Consider the following 14677-nt stretch of genomic DNA (forward strand, 5'->3'; position numbering starts at 1 on the left):
GACTATTTTCGATACAAAATAGCCTGCGAATACCACTGGCCTGGGATAACCGTCTCATCATTCATAATGATGAGATAATAATCGGCTTTTGCTGCTGCGGCTTTCTTCTTAATAATGGCTTCTGAGTCCATCGGAGAGCCACGTACCACGGCGGTCACGGTGCCTATTTTTGTTAATGCCGCAGTCTGAGAACGCTGCACTTCCTGCGGATAATTCGTCGGCGACGGTGCTGGCTGCGGTGTACCCTGAAGCACGCTGCAGGCGCTGAGTAAGGCCGCCAGAATCAGTACGGATAGCCGTGGCATGATGGTTTCTCGTTTCTTGACGATCATAGTGTAGTTCCGGGTTTGGCCGTGCAAAGGGGGAATGTTCCCGATTTGTTATCTCTGGCGCGCTTTTGGCTGACTTTCGAATGAAAATCGCTAGCTAGATCTCACCGTTACAATAATCCCTAATCTGCGTTACTTTCCCTGATATTTCACCGGAGGAGAAGAGAAGATGATCGAAATTTATAATGAGCGATTCGCCGATGTTGAAGTGTTGCATGCGGTACCTGCCGGAATGAAGCAGTCCCCGCTGCCGACGGTGATTTTCTATCACGGGTTTACCTCTTCAAAGCTGGTATATAGCTATTTCGCTGTGGCGTTGGCGCAGCAGGGATTTCGTGTTGTCATGCCTGATGCGCTCGATCATGGCGCTCGATACTGCGGCGACGCTCATGCTCGCTTGCAGCAGTTCTGGCCGATTTTAAAAAACAGTATTGATGAATTCCCGGCTCTCTATCAGGCATTAATCAACTCCGGCGGTGTTGCCGAGGGCAGACTTGCCGTGGGAGGGGCTTCTATGGGGGGCATGACGGCGCTGGGTATCATGTCGCGGCATCCTGAAGTGCGCTGCGTCGCCAGCCTGATGGGATCGGGTTATTTTACGACGCTCGCGCAAACGCTATTTCCACCTCCGGCGGAGGTGCGTGAAAAGGTTATTGCCAGCCTGAAGTATTACGATGTTAGCGAGAAGCTTGAGGCGCTAAGCAACAGGCCGCTTCTGCTCTGGCATGGTGAAGAAGATGATGTTGTGCCCGCCGTCGAAACGTTCAGATTGCAACAGGCTTTGGAGGCTAACAAGCTGGATAAAAACCTGACTTGTGTATGGGAAGCGGGCGTCAAACATCGCATAACGCCCGAAGCGTTAGACGCCACAAGCCAATTTTTTGCCCGATACCTGTAAGCGAAAAAAGCCCCCGCAAGCGGGGGCAAGTCAAACATGGATTTTTAGGTCGTGGTGTCTTCTCTGGTGTTTACGCGTACTCTCAAACTACCGGTAGATGTCAGCGCTGACGTGCATATTGCCGTTGCTGCCCGGTTCTCTCATGATTATCGTGTGATAAAACTTCGCGTTGTGCTGGTCAGCATCCTGTTGAATGGCCGATTCCGCTTCAGAAACGGTGGCGAAGTTATGGTTGATGTAAATAACGCCCAGGCTCTGAACATCGTCCATATTTCTGGCCTGGCGGGCGTCGATTTTTATAGCTGCGGCCGCATTGGCGCTAAAGAGCAGCACAGCGGCGAGGGCAATAACGATATTTTTCATGATGCGCTCCACTACAACAAACCTGAAATCCGTGGTCGTCGCTCCTGTTAATGGCTGTGGCGGCCTGTTACCAATAAGTGTAATTCCTGATGGCTGAATAAAAAGTGACCATTTCTGATGGTCTCTTTCAAAATATTTTGACGATCTACTGCTTTGTTTTGAAATTCACAGGCTTAGCCATTCCCCCTGTCATAAAGAGAATTTATTTGCCTGCGGCCTTGAGTTTAGCGGCTTGGGTAAGTATGATTACGCGTCAATTTTTCAGCCGCAATTCAAACACGTTCCTTGCTTCCATGGGCCGCGGCTGACCCTGACAGGAGGCTGAATAATCCGTAAGGAGCAATTCGATGCGTCATTACGAAATCGTTTTTATGGTCCATCCTGACCAGAGCGAACAGGTTCCGGGCATGATCGAACGTTACACTGGTGCAATCACTGCAGCAGCAGGTACGATCCACCGTCTGGAAGACTGGGGCCGCCGTCAGCTGGCTTACCCGATCAACAAACTGCACAAAGCTCACTACGTTCTGCTGAACGTTGAAGCTCCGCAGGAAGCGATCGATGAGCTGGAAACTAACTTCCGCTTCAACGACGCCGTTATCCGCAGCATGGTTATGCGCGTTAAGCACGCGGTTACCGAAGCATCTCCAATGGTTAAAGCGAAAGACGAGCGCCGTGAGCGTCGCGATGATTTCGCTAACGAAACCGCTGATGATGCAGATGCTGGGGATTCTGAAGAGTAATTCTGATGATGGCCAACCGCCTGGCGTTGTCTGGCACTGTGTGCAAGACGCCCCTTCGCAAGGTCAGCCCCTCAGGAATTCCTCACTGCCAGTTCGTGCTTGAGCACCGTTCTGTGCAAGAGGAAGCCGGTCTTAACCGGCAGGCATGGTGCCGAATGCCTGTGATTGTTAGCGGGCACGCGAACCAGGCCATTACTCACAGTATAACGGTCGGTACGCAAATCACGGTTCATGGGTTCATTACTTGTCATCAGATGAAAAATGGCCTGAACAAAGTGGTCTTGCATGCCGAGCAGATTGAATTGATAGATTCTGGAGACTAGCCATATGGCACGTTATTTCCGTCGTCGCAAGTTCTGCCGTTTCACCGCGGAAGGCGTTCAAGAGATCGACTATAAAGATATCGCTACGCTGAAAAACTACATCACCGAAAGCGGTAAGATTGTCCCAAGCCGTATCACCGGTACCCGTGCAAAATACCAGCGTCAGCTGGCTCGCGCTATCAAACGCGCTCGCTACCTGTCTCTGCTGCCGTACACTGATCGTCATCAGTAATCGGTCACGGTCCATTAATACGACTTTGAGAGGATAAGGTAATGCAAGTTATTCTGCTTGATAAAGTAGCAAACCTGGGTAGCCTGGGTGATCAGGTTAACGTTAAAGCGGGCTACGCTCGTAACTTCCTGGTACCACAGGGTAAAGCTGTTCCTGCTACCAAGAAAAACGTTGAGTTCTTCGAAGCACGCCGTGCAGAACTGGAAGCTAAACTGGCTGACGTTCTGGCTGCTGCTGCAGCTCGCGCTGAGAAAATCAACGCACTGGAAACCGTAACCATCGCGTCCAAAGCTGGCGACGAAGGTAAACTGTTCGGTTCCATCGGTACTCGCGACATCGCTGACGCTGTAACTGCAGCTGGCGTTGCTGTTGCTAAGAGCGAAGTTCGCCTGCCGAACGGCGTTCTGCGCACCACCGGTGAGCACGAAGTGGACTTCCAGGTTCACAGCGAAGTATTCGCTAAACTGACTGTAAACGTTGTAGCTGAATAAGTTTTTATTCACTGCTCGTAAAAACGCCAGCCTCGTGCTGGCGTTTTGCTTTTCTGAAGCTGGGTCCGTTTACTGCGCGCGAATAAAGCTGCCATTCGGCTGGCGGGTAAACAGCACCTGCTGATCGTTACCGATATCGATGGTTAAGCCCGTTACCACGCCGTTGGCGTTTTGTCTTATCTGCACCATTTGCCCGGTTTGCAGGTTGCTCAGCGGCTTGCTGTCACCTTCTACCTGCGCCATCGCGTAAACGTCCGCTGGTGGCAAATTATGATCGCGGAACAGCTGGGCCATCGTCTGGCCGGCGGCTACACGATAGGAGCGCCACTGCTGCTCGATATCATTGTTGTCGTGGGGAACGGGAGCCTGGGTTTGCTCCTCCACGCGTGGAGGCTCAACCGGTGTCGCGGGGACGTTGGAAGGCGTCAGTTCGGCCTGCATCGGTGACTGGGATTGTACGGAGAGCTGCGCATCGCGCGTGACCGGGCGGCTGTCGTTATCTGCCCCAGGCAGGAGAAAGCCGAGAATCACGCACGCAAAGCCAAGAATAATGCCTCGGCGGTGCAGGGGAGGTAACGGATCCAACAAGCGGATATGCTCAGGTGCATGCCAAATCCGCGTAAGCCATGGTTTAACAGCGAATTGCATGGGCAACCCTCCTCAAAAGAATACTTTCCAGTATAGACACGTCCTGCTTCAAGCTGCCGATGTTGGCTGCAACTCGAATTATTTAGAGTGTAAACGCTAACTGTTTGATGCCTGTAACAATCCCGGTTTCCGTGATGGTGAACCACAGTTTTGCGCCTGCTTAAGCTATTGTTCCCGTTTCGTTTGCATTTGTCACCTTTCCTCCATTGTCATTTACCCTGCGGATTGACGCTGTTATGCTTCGGGCTTGCTTTTAAACATCATGAAAGGAAAATCCATGACAACCCCTTCTTTTGACAGCGTCGAAGCACAAGCAAGTTACGGTATTGGTCTGCAGGTAGGCCAGCAGCTGAGCGAATCCGGTCTGCAAGGTTTACTGCCAGAAGCGCTGGTCGCTGGCCTCCGTGACGCGCTGGAAGGGAATGCCCCTGCCGTGCCTGTTGACGTTGTACACCGCGCACTGCGTGAAGTTCATGAACGTGCAGACGAAGTCCGTCGTGAGCGTCAGAAAGAGCTGGCGGTAGAAGGCCAGAAATACCTGGCTGAGAACGCAGAGAAAGAAGGCGTGAGCAGCACCGAATCCGGCCTGCAGTTCCGCGTTATCACTCAGGGCACTGGCCCGATTCCTGCCCGTAAAGATCACGTTCGCGTGCATTACACCGGTAAGCTGATCGACGGCACCGTTTTCGACAGCTCCGTACAGCGTGGCGAGCCGGCAGAGTTCCCGGTAAGCGGCGTTATCGCTGGCTGGATCGAAGCGCTGACCCTGATGCCGGTAGGCTCCAAATGGGAACTGACCATTCCGCACAACCTCGCTTACGGCGAGCGCGGTGCCGGTGCTTCTATCCCACCATTCAGCACCCTGGTGTTTGAAGTCGAGCTGCTGGAAATCCTGTAAAGCGCTCAGAACCCCGCCTGGTGCGGGGTTTTACATTGCCTAATAATAAACTAACGTGATTTTATCTTGCATTAACCTGTTTTACGGGTATTTTTGTGAGCTATATCGCGCTGTGAATGCGATTTCACACTCAAATTAAACAAAAAATTAACATTACCCTTGTGCTTATTATTTATCCCGCCGATTCTTACCTCGTATCACACAAAACAACATCACGTAAAAACAGTTCACGGGCCAGTAGAGCCTGAAAAAACAGACAGGTACAGGAAAATACAAACATGGTAGATCAGGTCAAAGTCGCGGACGACGCTCAGGCGCCGACCGAGCAGTCGCTGCGGCGTAATTTAACAAACCGCCATATTCAGCTTATTGCCATTGGGGGTGCCATCGGCACCGGCTTGTTTATGGGGTCAGGGAAAACCATCAGCCTTGCGGGGCCATCCATCATCTTCGTCTACATGATCATCGGCTTTATGCTGTTCTTCGTGATGCGTGCGATGGGCGAGCTGCTGTTATCGAATCTGGAATATAAGTCGTTCAGCGATTTTGCCGCGGATTTGCTGGGGCCGTGGGCCGGGTATTTTACCGGTTGGACATATTGGTTCTGCTGGGTAGTGACCGGCATGGCGGATGTCGTAGCGATAACCGCCTACGCCCAGTTCTGGTTCCCAGGACTTTCTGACTGGGTCGCCTCGCTGGCCGTTGTGCTGGTGCTGCTGAGCCTGAACCTGGCCACCGTGAAAATGTTCGGTGAGATGGAGTTCTGGTTCGCGATGATCAAAATTGTCGCTATTGTGGCGCTGATCGTCATCGGCCTGGTGATGGTCTTGACCAGCTTCCATTCTCCGTCCGGCGTTGAAGCCTCGTTCAACAACCTCTGGAACGACGGCGGCTGGTTCCCGAAAGGCATCAGCGGATTCTTTGCCGGGTTCCAGATAGCGGTCTTTGCCTTTGTGGGTATTGAACTGGTGGGCACCACGGCTGCGGAAACCAAAGATCCTGAAAAATCACTTCCGCGAGCGATTAACTCGATCCCGGTGCGCATCATTATGTTCTACGTCTTCTCGCTGATTATCATCATGTCGGTGACGCCGTGGAGCTCCGTGGTGCCGAACAAGAGTCCGTTCGTTGAGCTTTTCATGCTGGTCGGCCTGCCGGCTGCGGCAAGTATCATCAACTTTGTGGTGCTGACTTCTGCGGCTTCCTCCGCGAACAGCGGCGTGTTCTCCACCAGCCGTATGCTATTCGGCCTGGCGCAGGACGGCGTGGCGCCTAAAGCGTTCGCTAAGCTTTCCAAACGTGCGGTACCGGCGAAAGGGTTAACCTTCTCCTGTATCTGTCTGCTGGGCGGCGTGGTGATGCTTTACGTAAACCCGAACGTGATTGCCGCTTTTACTATGATCACCACGGTTTCCGCGATTCTGTTCATGTTCGTCTGGACCATCATTCTTTGCTCGTACCTGGTGTACCGCAAACAGCGTCCTCATCTGCACGAGAAGTCCATCTATAAGATGCCACTGGGCAAGCTGATGTGCTGGGTGTGTATGGCGTTCTTCGTCTTTGTGATTGTCCTGCTGACACTGGAAGATGATACCCGTCAGGCGCTGATCGTGACGCCGCTGTGGTTCATTGTGCTGGGAGCTGGCTGGCTGTTCATCGGTAAGAAACGTCTGGCAAATATCGGCAAGTAAGCGGGCAGTATAAATGTTAAAAAACCTCTCCTTTTCGGAGAGGTTTTTTGTAGGGCGAAGTGCTTATTTTTCTCCGCCCAATGCGCGAGGAAACAGAACGTTATTCTCCAGGCTGATGTGGTTCATCAGGTCTTCAATCAGTTCATTAATCCCGTTATACATCGCTTTCCACGTCGTGCAAGCTTCCGGCGGCGGCGTCACGTTATTGGTGGTGTGCTTGATCACTTCCAGCAGTTCGCCCGCATCATCATGCTCGCTCTCCATCACGCTGATCGGGCCTCCGGCCTGCGTACCCATGCCCTGCTTAATCATCGGGAACAGGATTTGTTCCTCTTTCATCATGTGGCTGCTGAGTTCCTGATGCAGCATGGTGAGATACTTCGCCAGCCCTTTTGGCACGTTGGGCTTATCGGCATGGACGCGCTCGACTTTGGTCGCCTGCAGAATCAGTTCCGGCAGTTGCTCGCGGTGGCGGTCGTGGAAGCGCACAATAATGTGGTCGATGATTTCTGCCAGCGGCGCAGCGCGCCAGTCTTTCTCTGCTGGCTCTGTGGCTAGTGCGGCCAACTGAGCTTCAATCTTTTCGAGATCCAGCTCCTTACGCGTTGCTGCCCGCAGCAGCGTCTGTTTTCCGCCGCAGCAAAAATCCAAATCCAGTTTACGGAACAGTGCAGAAGCGCGTGGAATAGTCAGCGCCAGTTCACCTAAAGGTTGATCGCGGTAGGCCATAGCTTGATTCCTCATCATAAAATATAAGATGTATTTTAAATGCATCTTTATGTGAGCACTATAACCCTTTCGGGGCAGCGATCATAGCGAGATGTGGATCACAAAAAATGTTTTCCACTTAACATACTGAATGATTACAAAAAATCCCCAAAAATGGTGGTTTGTGGGTAGACGAAGCATAAATAACCAGGAGGTGCTGCCGATAGTTAGACGTCGGACAATATCTGCATAAGAAAAGGCTATACATGTTTAAAAGAATGAAAGTTATCACCTTACTGGTTACCGTGTTGATTGTGCTGGGGCTCATGCAGCTGCTGTCAGCCACGGTTTTCATCAATGCCCTCAATAACGATAAGAACAACTTCACTGTCTCCCAACTTTCCAGCCAGAACGTGGCTGAATTTACCGATGCCTGGATCGGCCTCAACCAGGCTCGCGTCACGCTGAACCGCGGCATGCTGCGTATTCAGGGCAGCATGGCGAATCAGATCAACGGTGGGCAGCTCCAGGAATTAGTCGCCACGGCTAATTCACTGCTGGCGGAAGCGCAAAACCATTTCGAAAAGTACCAGGCGTTACCCGATACCCCTGGGCTGCGTCCACACCTGAGCGATGAGCTGGAAGCGCAATACCATAACTACGCTTCAACGCTTGCCAAAATGAACACCTTCCTGGCCCAGGGCAACCTGGAGCAAATGTTCAAGCAAAATGCGGAACAAAAGCAGGTAGCGATGCAGAAGGTCTACCGCGAATGGCGCGATGAGCAGGCCGAGCTTTCCAGCCAGGGCGTGCGCGATAATCAGGCTGACTACCAGCGGATTTTGTGGATCCTCAGCGTCGTCATGCTTGGCGTCATCGGCGTGATTGTAGTGAGCTGGGTCGCGATGCGTCGTGTCCTGCTGATGCCGCTGCGTGAAGTGATGGATCATATTCGTGCCATTGCCGCAGGCGACCTGACCAGGCCTATTGAGGCCGAAGGTAAAAACGAAATGGCCCTGCTGGCTAATAGCGTGAAAGAGATGCAAACCGCCCTGGCGAATACCGTCAGCGTAGTGCGCGACGGGGCCGACACCATTTATACCGGCGCCGGTGAAATCTCTGCCGGCAGCAACGATCTCTCTTCCCGCACCGAGCAGCAGGCAGCTTCGCTGGAAGAAACGGCGGCCAGCATGGAACAGCTGACGGCCACCGTGAAGCAAAATGCCGACAACGCACGGCAGGCTTCTCGTCTGGCGCTGGACGCTTCCACCACCGCGAAAAAAGGCGGCAATGTGGTCGAAGGCGTTGTGCGGACGATGGACGAAATCGCCACCAGCTCAAGCAAAATCGCCCAAATCACCAGCGTGATTGACGGCATTGCCTTCCAGACCAATATTCTGGCGCTTAACGCCGCAGTCGAAGCGGCCAGAGCGGGTGAACAAGGTCGCGGGTTTGCCGTGGTTGCGGGTGAAGTGCGTACGCTTGCCCAGCGCAGTGCTCAGGCGGCAAAAGAGATTAAAGCGCTGATCGATGATTCCGGCGAGCGCGTTAACGCAGGCTCAGATCTGGTGAATGAAGCCGGTAAAACGATGGCGGAAATCGTCAGCGCTGTAACCCGGGTTACCGATATTATGGGTGAAATTGCATCCGCGTCGGACGAGCAAAGCCGGGGTATAGATCAGGTTGGGCAGGCCGTGGCGGAGATGGACCGCGTTACCCAGCAGAATGCCTCGCTGGTCGAAGAGTCCGCGGCTGCAGCGGCGGCGCTTGAAGAGCAGGCTTCACGCCTTAATGAAGCGGTAGCGGTTTTCAAAATCAGCCGCCGCGCACCGGCTCTCGCAAAAGCAGCTCACCTAAAAACGCCGCAGTTGAAAACCAAACAGGTAATGCCGGTTTCGGATGCGAACTGGGAAACCTTCTAAAAAAATCCCGGCGATCTTAAGCCGGGATCTTCTTTTAAAGCCGGGCTAAGTCCCGGCTTTTTTACGCTTCGGAAACCTGAACCACCGTTACTTTCTCCGGTTTGGAGCGCACCGCCAGCACCACGCCAATCGTCAGGCACAGCACCCCGCCTAGCGTTAACAGCGGTGGCCAGCTCTGGCGAATCATAAAGGTATAAGCCAGGCCCGCTAAAGTCTCAAAAACAATCAACGGGCCGACAATGACCGTCGGCAGGCGCTGGCAGGCGATGTTCCAGCACAGATTGCCCAGCCAGGAACAAAGCACGGCGATGGCCAGCATCAGGGTGATAAAGACTTCCGGGCGCGGGCCGAAGGGGAGGGTAAAGCCTGAATCATGGTGCCCCATCCAAATGCACACGGCGATATAACCGAGAAGCGAAAAAGGCAGCGTGGAAAGCCCCTGAACCGTGGCCCACATCATCGGGTTTTTATCCGGGTTCTCCCGCAGCCAGCGGGCATTACGCAGGGCATACCACGCCCAGCAGGCCACCGAAACAAAGGCCAGCAGAATACCGCTGGCGTAGCGCCACCAGCTGAAATCGGCCTGCTCTCCGCGAAGCTCGGCGGTATTTACCATGATGAGCCCGGCGGCAATCACCACCAGCGCCGGGGCAAGGCGTCGCCACGGCAGCTTGCCGTCCCTTTTGCTGTACAGCAGGTTAGCAAAAATGGGGATAACGACCGGCAGCGTGCCGATGATCATCGTCGCGATAGGCGCGCCAGTACGCTGAATGGCGCTTGCCAGGCAGACGTAATAAATCAGGTTCCCGACGCTAGAGAGCTTCAGGGCGGTAAACCAGTCCTGGCGGCTCAGCTCACGCAGGCGCTTACGCCCAAGCCACGCAATAGGAATCGCAATCAACCCAAGGGCGAGATAGCGCCCGGTCGACTGCAGGGCCGCCGGATAGTCCGGGACGATAATCGGCCCTACAAAAATTAATCCCCACATTAGCCCCGCCAGCAGGGCGTACAGCACACCACTTAACATCTTTATTTCCTGCAACAACACAATTTAGCGGCAGTGTAGAGGCACCGTGCTGTGGCGTATTGTACGAAGTTGCTGTCTTGTTAGCGGGTAACCTGCTTTTGGTAACGCACGGGAGTAATGCCATAGCGCTGGGCAAACGCACGGGTCAGATGCGCCTGATCCGTCAGGCCGCTGGCGGCGGCGACCTGGGCGGCCGGCATGCCGTGGGTGAGAAACTGTTTGGCGTGCCACAGACGAATCGCCATCAGCATCTGGTGCGGGGTCACGTGGTAGCAGGCTTTGAACTGCCTTTGGAAATGGTAAGGGCTAAGGGACACCAGTGCCGCTAAATCTTCAAGGGTGATGGTGTGCATATAGTTGTCGTAAAGGTATTCGCGCACGAGGGCGAAGCGGTTTGCAGCCTCGTGAAGCCCCGGAAGGTGGCGAGCGTAAGGGCGAAACGCCTCGACGAGATTCAGCAGAAGCCCCTGCTGGGTGAGCGTATCCTCGGCCTGCCAAAGGCCCGCAATAAATTGCGAAACCTGGCGGGCGCGGGCGGGATCGTGATTCACGGCGGCGTTAAACCACCAGCTTCTTTCCCCGGTCAGCGACTCCAGCAGGTTAGGATCCAGGTAAATCATGCGGTACTGCCAGCCATCTTCGCTGGCGGCTTCGCCGGTATGCAGCTCGTCCGGGTTCATCAATACCAGCGAGTCAGTGGGGGCAACCAGTTGCTCGCCCCGGTAACGAAAGCGCTCTGCGCCCCAGGTGATGGCGCCGATGCCGAAGGCTTCGTGAGTGTGTGGCTCAAAGGCGTATTTCGCAATATGGGCGTGATAAAGCTCAACGCCCGGCAGCTGCGGCAAATGCCGAAACTGGGCGCTGTCTCTCTCATCGCTGAACTGCTCGGGAACTCCCTGCACGCTTTCTCTCCACGCGGATCCTCCCGTTATTATAGAGATGTCCGCGTGCAGGGCTAGTTATTAACCAGCTTTTAACAATTAAAGAGCGCCTTTCACGCTGTCGCGAAGCGGTGTGGTTGGGCGGCCAATCAGCTTGCTAAGCTGGTGGCTGTCGTCAAAAAGACCGCCTTTTTCCGCGCCTGCATCGGAGTTTGCCAGCAGCGCGGCAAAACCTTCCGGCAGGCCAGCGCCCTGAAGTGCCGCTTTAAAATCGGCCTCGTTCAGGTTCTGATAAACCACGGGTTTGCCGCTTTGCTGGCTGACTTCCGCCGCCAGTTCTGCGAGCGTCCAGCCGTGGTCTCCCGCCAGTTCATAAACTTTACCTGCCTGATTATCCAGCGTCAGGACTTTAGCGGCTGCGGCCGCGTAATCAGCCCGCGTTGCAGAGGCGATTTTGCCTTCCCCGGCGCTGCCGATAAACACGCCGTGCTGAATCGCTGGCGGCACGCTGGCCAGGTAGTTTTCGGTGTACCAGCCGTTACGCAGCAACACGAACGGAACGCCGGAGGCTTTGAGCTGTTGCTCAGTAACGATGTGTTCTTCGGCAAGGGCCAGTGGCGATTTGTCGGCATGCAGCAGGCTGGTATAGGCGATGAGTTTCACGCCAGCCTGTTTAGCTGCCGCAATAATATTGTTGTGCTGGGCGGCGCGCTGGCCAACCTCGCTGGAGGAGATCAGCAGCACTTTTTCCACGCCGGAGAACGCTTTTGCCAGCGCAGAGACATCGCCGTAATCCGCCGCGCGAACCTGTACGCCACGGTTGGAAAAATCGTTAACTTTGGCCGGGTTGCGCACAACGGCCACGATCTCTTCGGCTTTCACGGTTTTCAACAAATCTTCAATAACAAGGCGGCCCAACTGGCCGGATGCGCCGGTAATCGCAATCATGATCAATCTCCTGAGTGATGTTTCGAACAAGTTGTGCCACACTAGCACCCTAACTAACTTTTAGTAAGTACGTACAAAAAGGTAAGTGTTAAATGAGTGAAATCATCGAAGCGCCCATGACGCTGAGCGAGCAGCTGCGTAACGGCAATCTGTTTAGCGACAAATGCCCCTCGCGGGACGTGCTGAAACACGTGACCAGCCGCTGGGGTGTCTTAATTTTAGTGGCATTACAGGACGGCACTCATCGTTTTAGCGATTTAAGGCGCAAGATGGGCGGCGTGAGCGAGAAAATGCTGGCGCAGACGCTGCAGTGGCTGGAGGCGGACGGTTTTGTGGATCGCAAATCTTACCCGGTTGTGCCGCCGCACGTGGAGTACACGCTGACGCCAATGGGTCATGAAATTGCCGAGAAGGTGGCCGCGCTGGCCGACTGGATCGAGGGGAATTTGCCGCAGGTGATGGCGTCCCGGGAGAAACGGGACGCCTGAGGATCTTATTTGCTTAAATCAAGCTGATAGACAGCAAAACCAATGTCGTCGTTAGCGACTTTTTTCATTGGGTACTGACCTTTTTCTTTGATAAAGGCGGCGGCTTTGTCGGTCGGCGAGGTTTCAAAGCGGATATCCAGCGGCTGCTTGCTGGCTATAGGCGCCAGACGCCAGTTGTTGTCCGCCGCAGGGTGAATTTCGCCCTGAGCGCCGATCCAGTTAGCCAGCACCGAGCGGTTCTCATCCGGGGAAGCAAACGCGATGTGGCTGTCGCCGGTCCCGGCAAATTTGCCGCCGTAAGCGCGGTAGTTATTGGTTGCGACCAGGAAGACGGCATTCGGGTCGATAGGTTTGCCCTTGAAGGTGAGATCTTTGATGCGCTCGGCCTTCGGGTTCACCATCTGGCATTCACCGTCGTAGCGAGCCGGCTGGCTGACGTCTATTTGGTAGTTCACGCCGTCGATGACGTCGAAGTTGTAGGTACGGAAGCCGTCCCAGTTGATCAGTTCCTGAGGCTTAGTGCTGTTCACGTCGATCTGATTGAACTGCCCGGCGGAACATTCCAGCCACTCTTTAACTTCTTTTCCGGTCGCTTTCACCACCACCAGCGTGTTCGGGTAAAGGTAGAGATCGGCGGCGTTGCGGAAGGTCAGTTGACCTTTTTCGACCTCAACGAAGCTGGCCGGATCGTTTTTACGTCCGCCCACTTTGAACGGTGCGGCGGCGGAGAGCACCGGCAGATTCGCAAGGTCCGGGTCGCCCTGAATGTATTTCTCGACGTAGGCCTTCTGCGCGTTATTCACCACCTGAACGGTTGGATCGTCCTGCACCAGCGCCAGATAGCTATACATGTTGTCGGCGGATTTACCGACCGGCTTGCTGACAAACTCGCGAGTTGCGGCGTGATCGTGCTCCAGCACTTTTTTCAGGTTCTGGTCTTCTGCCGCCAGCGATTTTTTGGCTACGCTGTCATAAATTGGCCGTGCTTCGGCTTTGCTGCTGGTGATTTTCCAACTGCCGGAATCGTTGTTCAGCACCAGATCCACCACGCCGAGGTGGTCGCCCCACATGCCCGGCATTACGGCAGGCACGCCGTTCAGGGTGCCTTTTTCGATATCGGCCCCTTTAATATTGGCAAAGTCTTTCCCAGGGAATACGGCATGGGCATGCCCGAACATAATGGCGTCCACGCCTGGCACCTGGCTGAGGTAATAAACGGAGTTTTCGGCCATCGCCTGATAAGGCTCGCTGGACAGCCCCGAGTGGGCAATCACGACGACTACATCAGCGCCCTGTTGGCGCATTTCCGGCACGTATTTTTTGGCGGTTTCGGTAATGTCGTTCACCGTCACTTTGCCGCTCAGGTTGGCTTTATCCCAGGTCATGATTTGCGGCGGCACGAAGCCGATGTAGCCGATGCGCAGCGTCTGGGTTTTGCCGTCTTTGTCTTTGACTTCGGTTTCTTTAATCAGGTACGGCGTGAACATTGGCTTCTGGGTTTTCACGTCGATGATATTGGCGTTCACGTACGGGAATTTGGCGCCAGCGAGGGCTTTGTGCAGGAAGTCGAGGCCGTAGTTGAATTCGTGGTTGCCCAGGTTGCCGACCGTATAGTCGAGCGTATTCAGCGCCTTATAAACTGGATGAATTTCCCCGGCTTTTAGCCCTTTTGCGGCCGCGTAATCGCCGAGCGGGCTGCCCTGAATAATATCGCCGTTATCGACAAGCACGCTGTTGGTGACTTCACCGCGCGCGGCATTGATCAAACTTGCGGTGCGTACCAGACCGAACTTCTCTGTCGGCGTATCTTTGTAGTAATCGAAGTCCATCATGTTGCTGTGCAGATCGGTCGTTTCCATGATCCGCAGGTCAACGGTGGCCGCATTGACGCTGGCGGCTATCAGCGTCGCCAGAAGCGTTGCGCTAAACTTAATCATGTTTAAATGTCCTTTTTAGAGGTACGCCACAAAGGGCAATGTATATACAGACTGTTGCTTACAATTTTGTGAAGTCTGCCAGAATTTAAGTCCGGTGAACCAGAAATGCTTCACAGATAGCGCATCGGGGTGCAATGAGATATAAGTAAA

At 54.2% G+C, this 14677-nt stretch carries 17 protein-coding genes; 9 read left to right on the forward strand and 8 right to left on the reverse strand.

Annotated elements, in window-relative coordinates:
• Positions 1-2 precede the first annotated feature (2 nt).
• Positions 3-332 carry a biofilm peroxide resistance protein BsmA gene (gene bsmA / locus LH23_RS07610; RefSeq protein WP_039289722.1) on the reverse strand — a complete coding sequence of 110 codons (330 nt, stop codon included), beginning with the start codon at positions 330-332 and terminating at the stop codon, positions 3-5.
• A gap of 166 nt (positions 333-498) precedes the next feature.
• Between bsmA and yjfP the strand changes: the two genes are divergently transcribed.
• Positions 499-1227, forward strand: coding sequence for an esterase (gene yjfP / locus LH23_RS07615; RefSeq protein WP_039289725.1), 729 nt, complete (start codon positions 499-501; stop codon positions 1225-1227).
• Between the two features lie 87 nt (positions 1228-1314).
• Here the strand turns inward: yjfP and yjfY are convergent, their stop codons facing one another.
• Positions 1315-1590, reverse strand: coding sequence for a DUF1471 family protein YjfY (gene yjfY / locus LH23_RS23360; protein ID WP_008460405.1), 276 nt, complete (start codon positions 1588-1590; stop codon positions 1315-1317).
• 347 nt (positions 1591-1937) lie between these two features.
• Here yjfY and rpsF point away from each other — a divergent pair, with 347 nt between their 5' ends.
• The 4 genes from rpsF to rplI are packed head-to-tail and all read left to right on the forward strand — an operon-like array spanning position 1938 to position 3379.
• The gene (rpsF, locus tag LH23_RS07625) at positions 1938-2333 is read left to right on the forward strand and encodes a 30S ribosomal protein S6 (RefSeq protein WP_008460407.1); all 396 of its coding nucleotides are present in this window, start codon (positions 1938-1940) and stop codon (positions 2331-2333) included.
• Positions 2334-2341: 8 nt separating this feature from the next.
• Positions 2342-2656 (forward strand): primosomal replication protein N, encoded by a 315-nt coding sequence (gene priB, locus LH23_RS07630; RefSeq protein WP_008460409.1) that lies wholly within the window; start codon positions 2342-2344, stop codon positions 2654-2656.
• A 4-nt stretch (positions 2657-2660) separates the two neighbouring features.
• On the forward strand, positions 2661-2888 hold the full coding sequence (gene rpsR / locus LH23_RS07635) for a 30S ribosomal protein S18 (protein WP_000135199.1): 228 nt from the start codon (positions 2661-2663) through the stop codon (positions 2886-2888).
• Positions 2889-2929: 41 nt separating this feature from the next.
• Entirely contained in the window at positions 2930-3379 is a 450-nt protein-coding gene (gene rplI, locus LH23_RS07640) for a 50S ribosomal protein L9 (RefSeq protein WP_008460412.1), read from the forward strand.
• Between the two features lie 69 nt (positions 3380-3448).
• Here rplI and LH23_RS07645 read toward each other — a convergent pair whose 3' ends face one another.
• The gene (locus LH23_RS07645) at positions 3449-4033 is read right to left on the reverse strand and encodes an OapA family protein (RefSeq protein WP_039289734.1); all 585 of its coding nucleotides are present in this window, start codon (positions 4031-4033) and stop codon (positions 3449-3451) included.
• A 271-nt stretch (positions 4034-4304) separates the two neighbouring features.
• Here LH23_RS07645 and fklB point away from each other — a divergent pair, with 271 nt between their 5' ends.
• Both fklB and cycA read left to right on the forward strand, forming a co-directional pair.
• Positions 4305-4925 carry an FKBP-type peptidyl-prolyl cis-trans isomerase gene (fklB, locus tag LH23_RS07650; protein WP_008460415.1) on the forward strand — a complete coding sequence of 207 codons (621 nt, stop codon included), beginning with the start codon at positions 4305-4307 and terminating at the stop codon, positions 4923-4925.
• A 278-nt stretch (positions 4926-5203) separates the two neighbouring features.
• A complete protein-coding gene (cycA, locus tag LH23_RS07655; RefSeq protein ID WP_039289735.1) occupies positions 5204-6616 on the forward strand; it encodes a D-serine/D-alanine/glycine transporter in 1413 nt (470 codons plus the stop codon).
• 63 nt (positions 6617-6679) lie between these two features.
• Here the strand turns inward: cycA and ytfE are convergent, their stop codons facing one another.
• Positions 6680-7345, reverse strand: coding sequence for an iron-sulfur cluster repair protein YtfE (gene ytfE, locus LH23_RS07660; RefSeq protein WP_039289736.1), 666 nt, complete (start codon positions 7343-7345; stop codon positions 6680-6682).
• A 245-nt stretch (positions 7346-7590) separates the two neighbouring features.
• On the opposite strand from ytfE, the gene LH23_RS07665 reads away from it, so the two are divergent.
• Complete coding sequence (locus LH23_RS07665; protein WP_039289738.1) at positions 7591-9246, forward strand: methyl-accepting chemotaxis protein; 1656 nt, start codon at positions 7591-7593, stop codon at positions 9244-9246.
• Between the two features lie 61 nt (positions 9247-9307).
• Here LH23_RS07665 and LH23_RS07670 read toward each other — a convergent pair whose 3' ends face one another.
• The 3 genes from LH23_RS07670 to LH23_RS07680 form a co-directional block, all read right to left on the reverse strand.
• Positions 9308-10273 carry a DMT family transporter gene (locus LH23_RS07670; protein ID WP_039289740.1) on the reverse strand — a complete coding sequence of 322 codons (966 nt, stop codon included), beginning with the start codon at positions 10271-10273 and terminating at the stop codon, positions 9308-9310.
• Positions 10274-10353: 80 nt separating this feature from the next.
• A complete protein-coding gene (locus tag LH23_RS07675) occupies positions 10354-11175 on the reverse strand; it encodes an AraC family transcriptional regulator (protein WP_039289742.1) in 822 nt (273 codons plus the stop codon).
• A 78-nt stretch (positions 11176-11253) separates the two neighbouring features.
• A complete protein-coding gene (locus LH23_RS07680; protein WP_039289744.1) occupies positions 11254-12102 on the reverse strand; it encodes an SDR family oxidoreductase in 849 nt (282 codons plus the stop codon).
• Positions 12103-12194: 92 nt separating this feature from the next.
• Here LH23_RS07680 and LH23_RS07685 point away from each other — a divergent pair, with 92 nt between their 5' ends.
• Positions 12195-12590: a winged helix-turn-helix transcriptional regulator gene (locus tag LH23_RS07685; protein WP_008460422.1), complete on the forward strand. Its 396-nt coding sequence runs from the start codon at positions 12195-12197 to the stop codon at positions 12588-12590.
• A 5-nt stretch (positions 12591-12595) separates the two neighbouring features.
• Here the strand turns inward: LH23_RS07685 and LH23_RS07690 are convergent, their stop codons facing one another.
• Positions 12596-14527, reverse strand: coding sequence for a bifunctional 2',3'-cyclic-nucleotide 2'-phosphodiesterase/3'-nucleotidase (locus LH23_RS07690; RefSeq protein ID WP_039289748.1), 1932 nt, complete (start codon positions 14525-14527; stop codon positions 12596-12598).
• Positions 14528-14677: the final 150 nt, after the last annotated feature.

Origin of the sequence: Cedecea neteri (genome assembly GCF_000758305.1) — a bacterium.
Lineage (GTDB): Bacteria > Pseudomonadota > Gammaproteobacteria > Enterobacterales > Enterobacteriaceae > Cedecea > Cedecea neteri_C.

Bases quoted from the DNA above. Each gene is read 5' to 3' on its own strand.
- LH23_RS07665 (WP_039289738.1), top strand. From the start codon at position 7,591: ATGTTTAAAAGAATGAAAGTTATCACCTTACTGGTTACCGTGTTGATT.
- bsmA (WP_039289722.1), bottom strand. From the start codon at position 332: ATGATCGTCAAGAAACGAGAAACCATCATGCCACGGCTATCCGTACTG.
- LH23_RS07680 (WP_039289744.1), bottom strand. From the start codon at position 12,102: ATGATTGCGATTACCGGCGCATCCGGCCAGTTGGGCCGCCTTGTTATT.
- cycA (WP_039289735.1), top strand. From the start codon at position 5,204: ATGGTAGATCAGGTCAAAGTCGCGGACGACGCTCAGGCGCCGACCGAG.
- LH23_RS07685 (WP_008460422.1), top strand. From the start codon at position 12,195: ATGAGTGAAATCATCGAAGCGCCCATGACGCTGAGCGAGCAGCTGCGT.
- rpsF (WP_008460407.1), top strand. From the start codon at position 1,938: ATGCGTCATTACGAAATCGTTTTTATGGTCCATCCTGACCAGAGCGAA.
- LH23_RS07690 (WP_039289748.1), bottom strand. From the start codon at position 14,527: ATGATTAAGTTTAGCGCAACGCTTCTGGCGACGCTGATAGCCGCCAGC.
- LH23_RS07670 (WP_039289740.1), bottom strand. From the start codon at position 10,273: ATGTTAAGTGGTGTGCTGTACGCCCTGCTGGCGGGGCTAATGTGGGGA.
- rpsR (WP_000135199.1), top strand. From the start codon at position 2,661: ATGGCACGTTATTTCCGTCGTCGCAAGTTCTGCCGTTTCACCGCGGAA.
- yjfY (WP_008460405.1), bottom strand. From the start codon at position 1,590: ATGAAAAATATCGTTATTGCCCTCGCCGCTGTGCTGCTCTTTAGCGCC.
- rplI (WP_008460412.1), top strand. From the start codon at position 2,930: ATGCAAGTTATTCTGCTTGATAAAGTAGCAAACCTGGGTAGCCTGGGT.
- fklB (WP_008460415.1), top strand. From the start codon at position 4,305: ATGACAACCCCTTCTTTTGACAGCGTCGAAGCACAAGCAAGTTACGGT.
- priB (WP_008460409.1), top strand. From the start codon at position 2,342: ATGGCCAACCGCCTGGCGTTGTCTGGCACTGTGTGCAAGACGCCCCTT.
- ytfE (WP_039289736.1), bottom strand. From the start codon at position 7,345: ATGGCCTACCGCGATCAACCTTTAGGTGAACTGGCGCTGACTATTCCA.
- yjfP (WP_039289725.1), top strand. From the start codon at position 499: ATGATCGAAATTTATAATGAGCGATTCGCCGATGTTGAAGTGTTGCAT.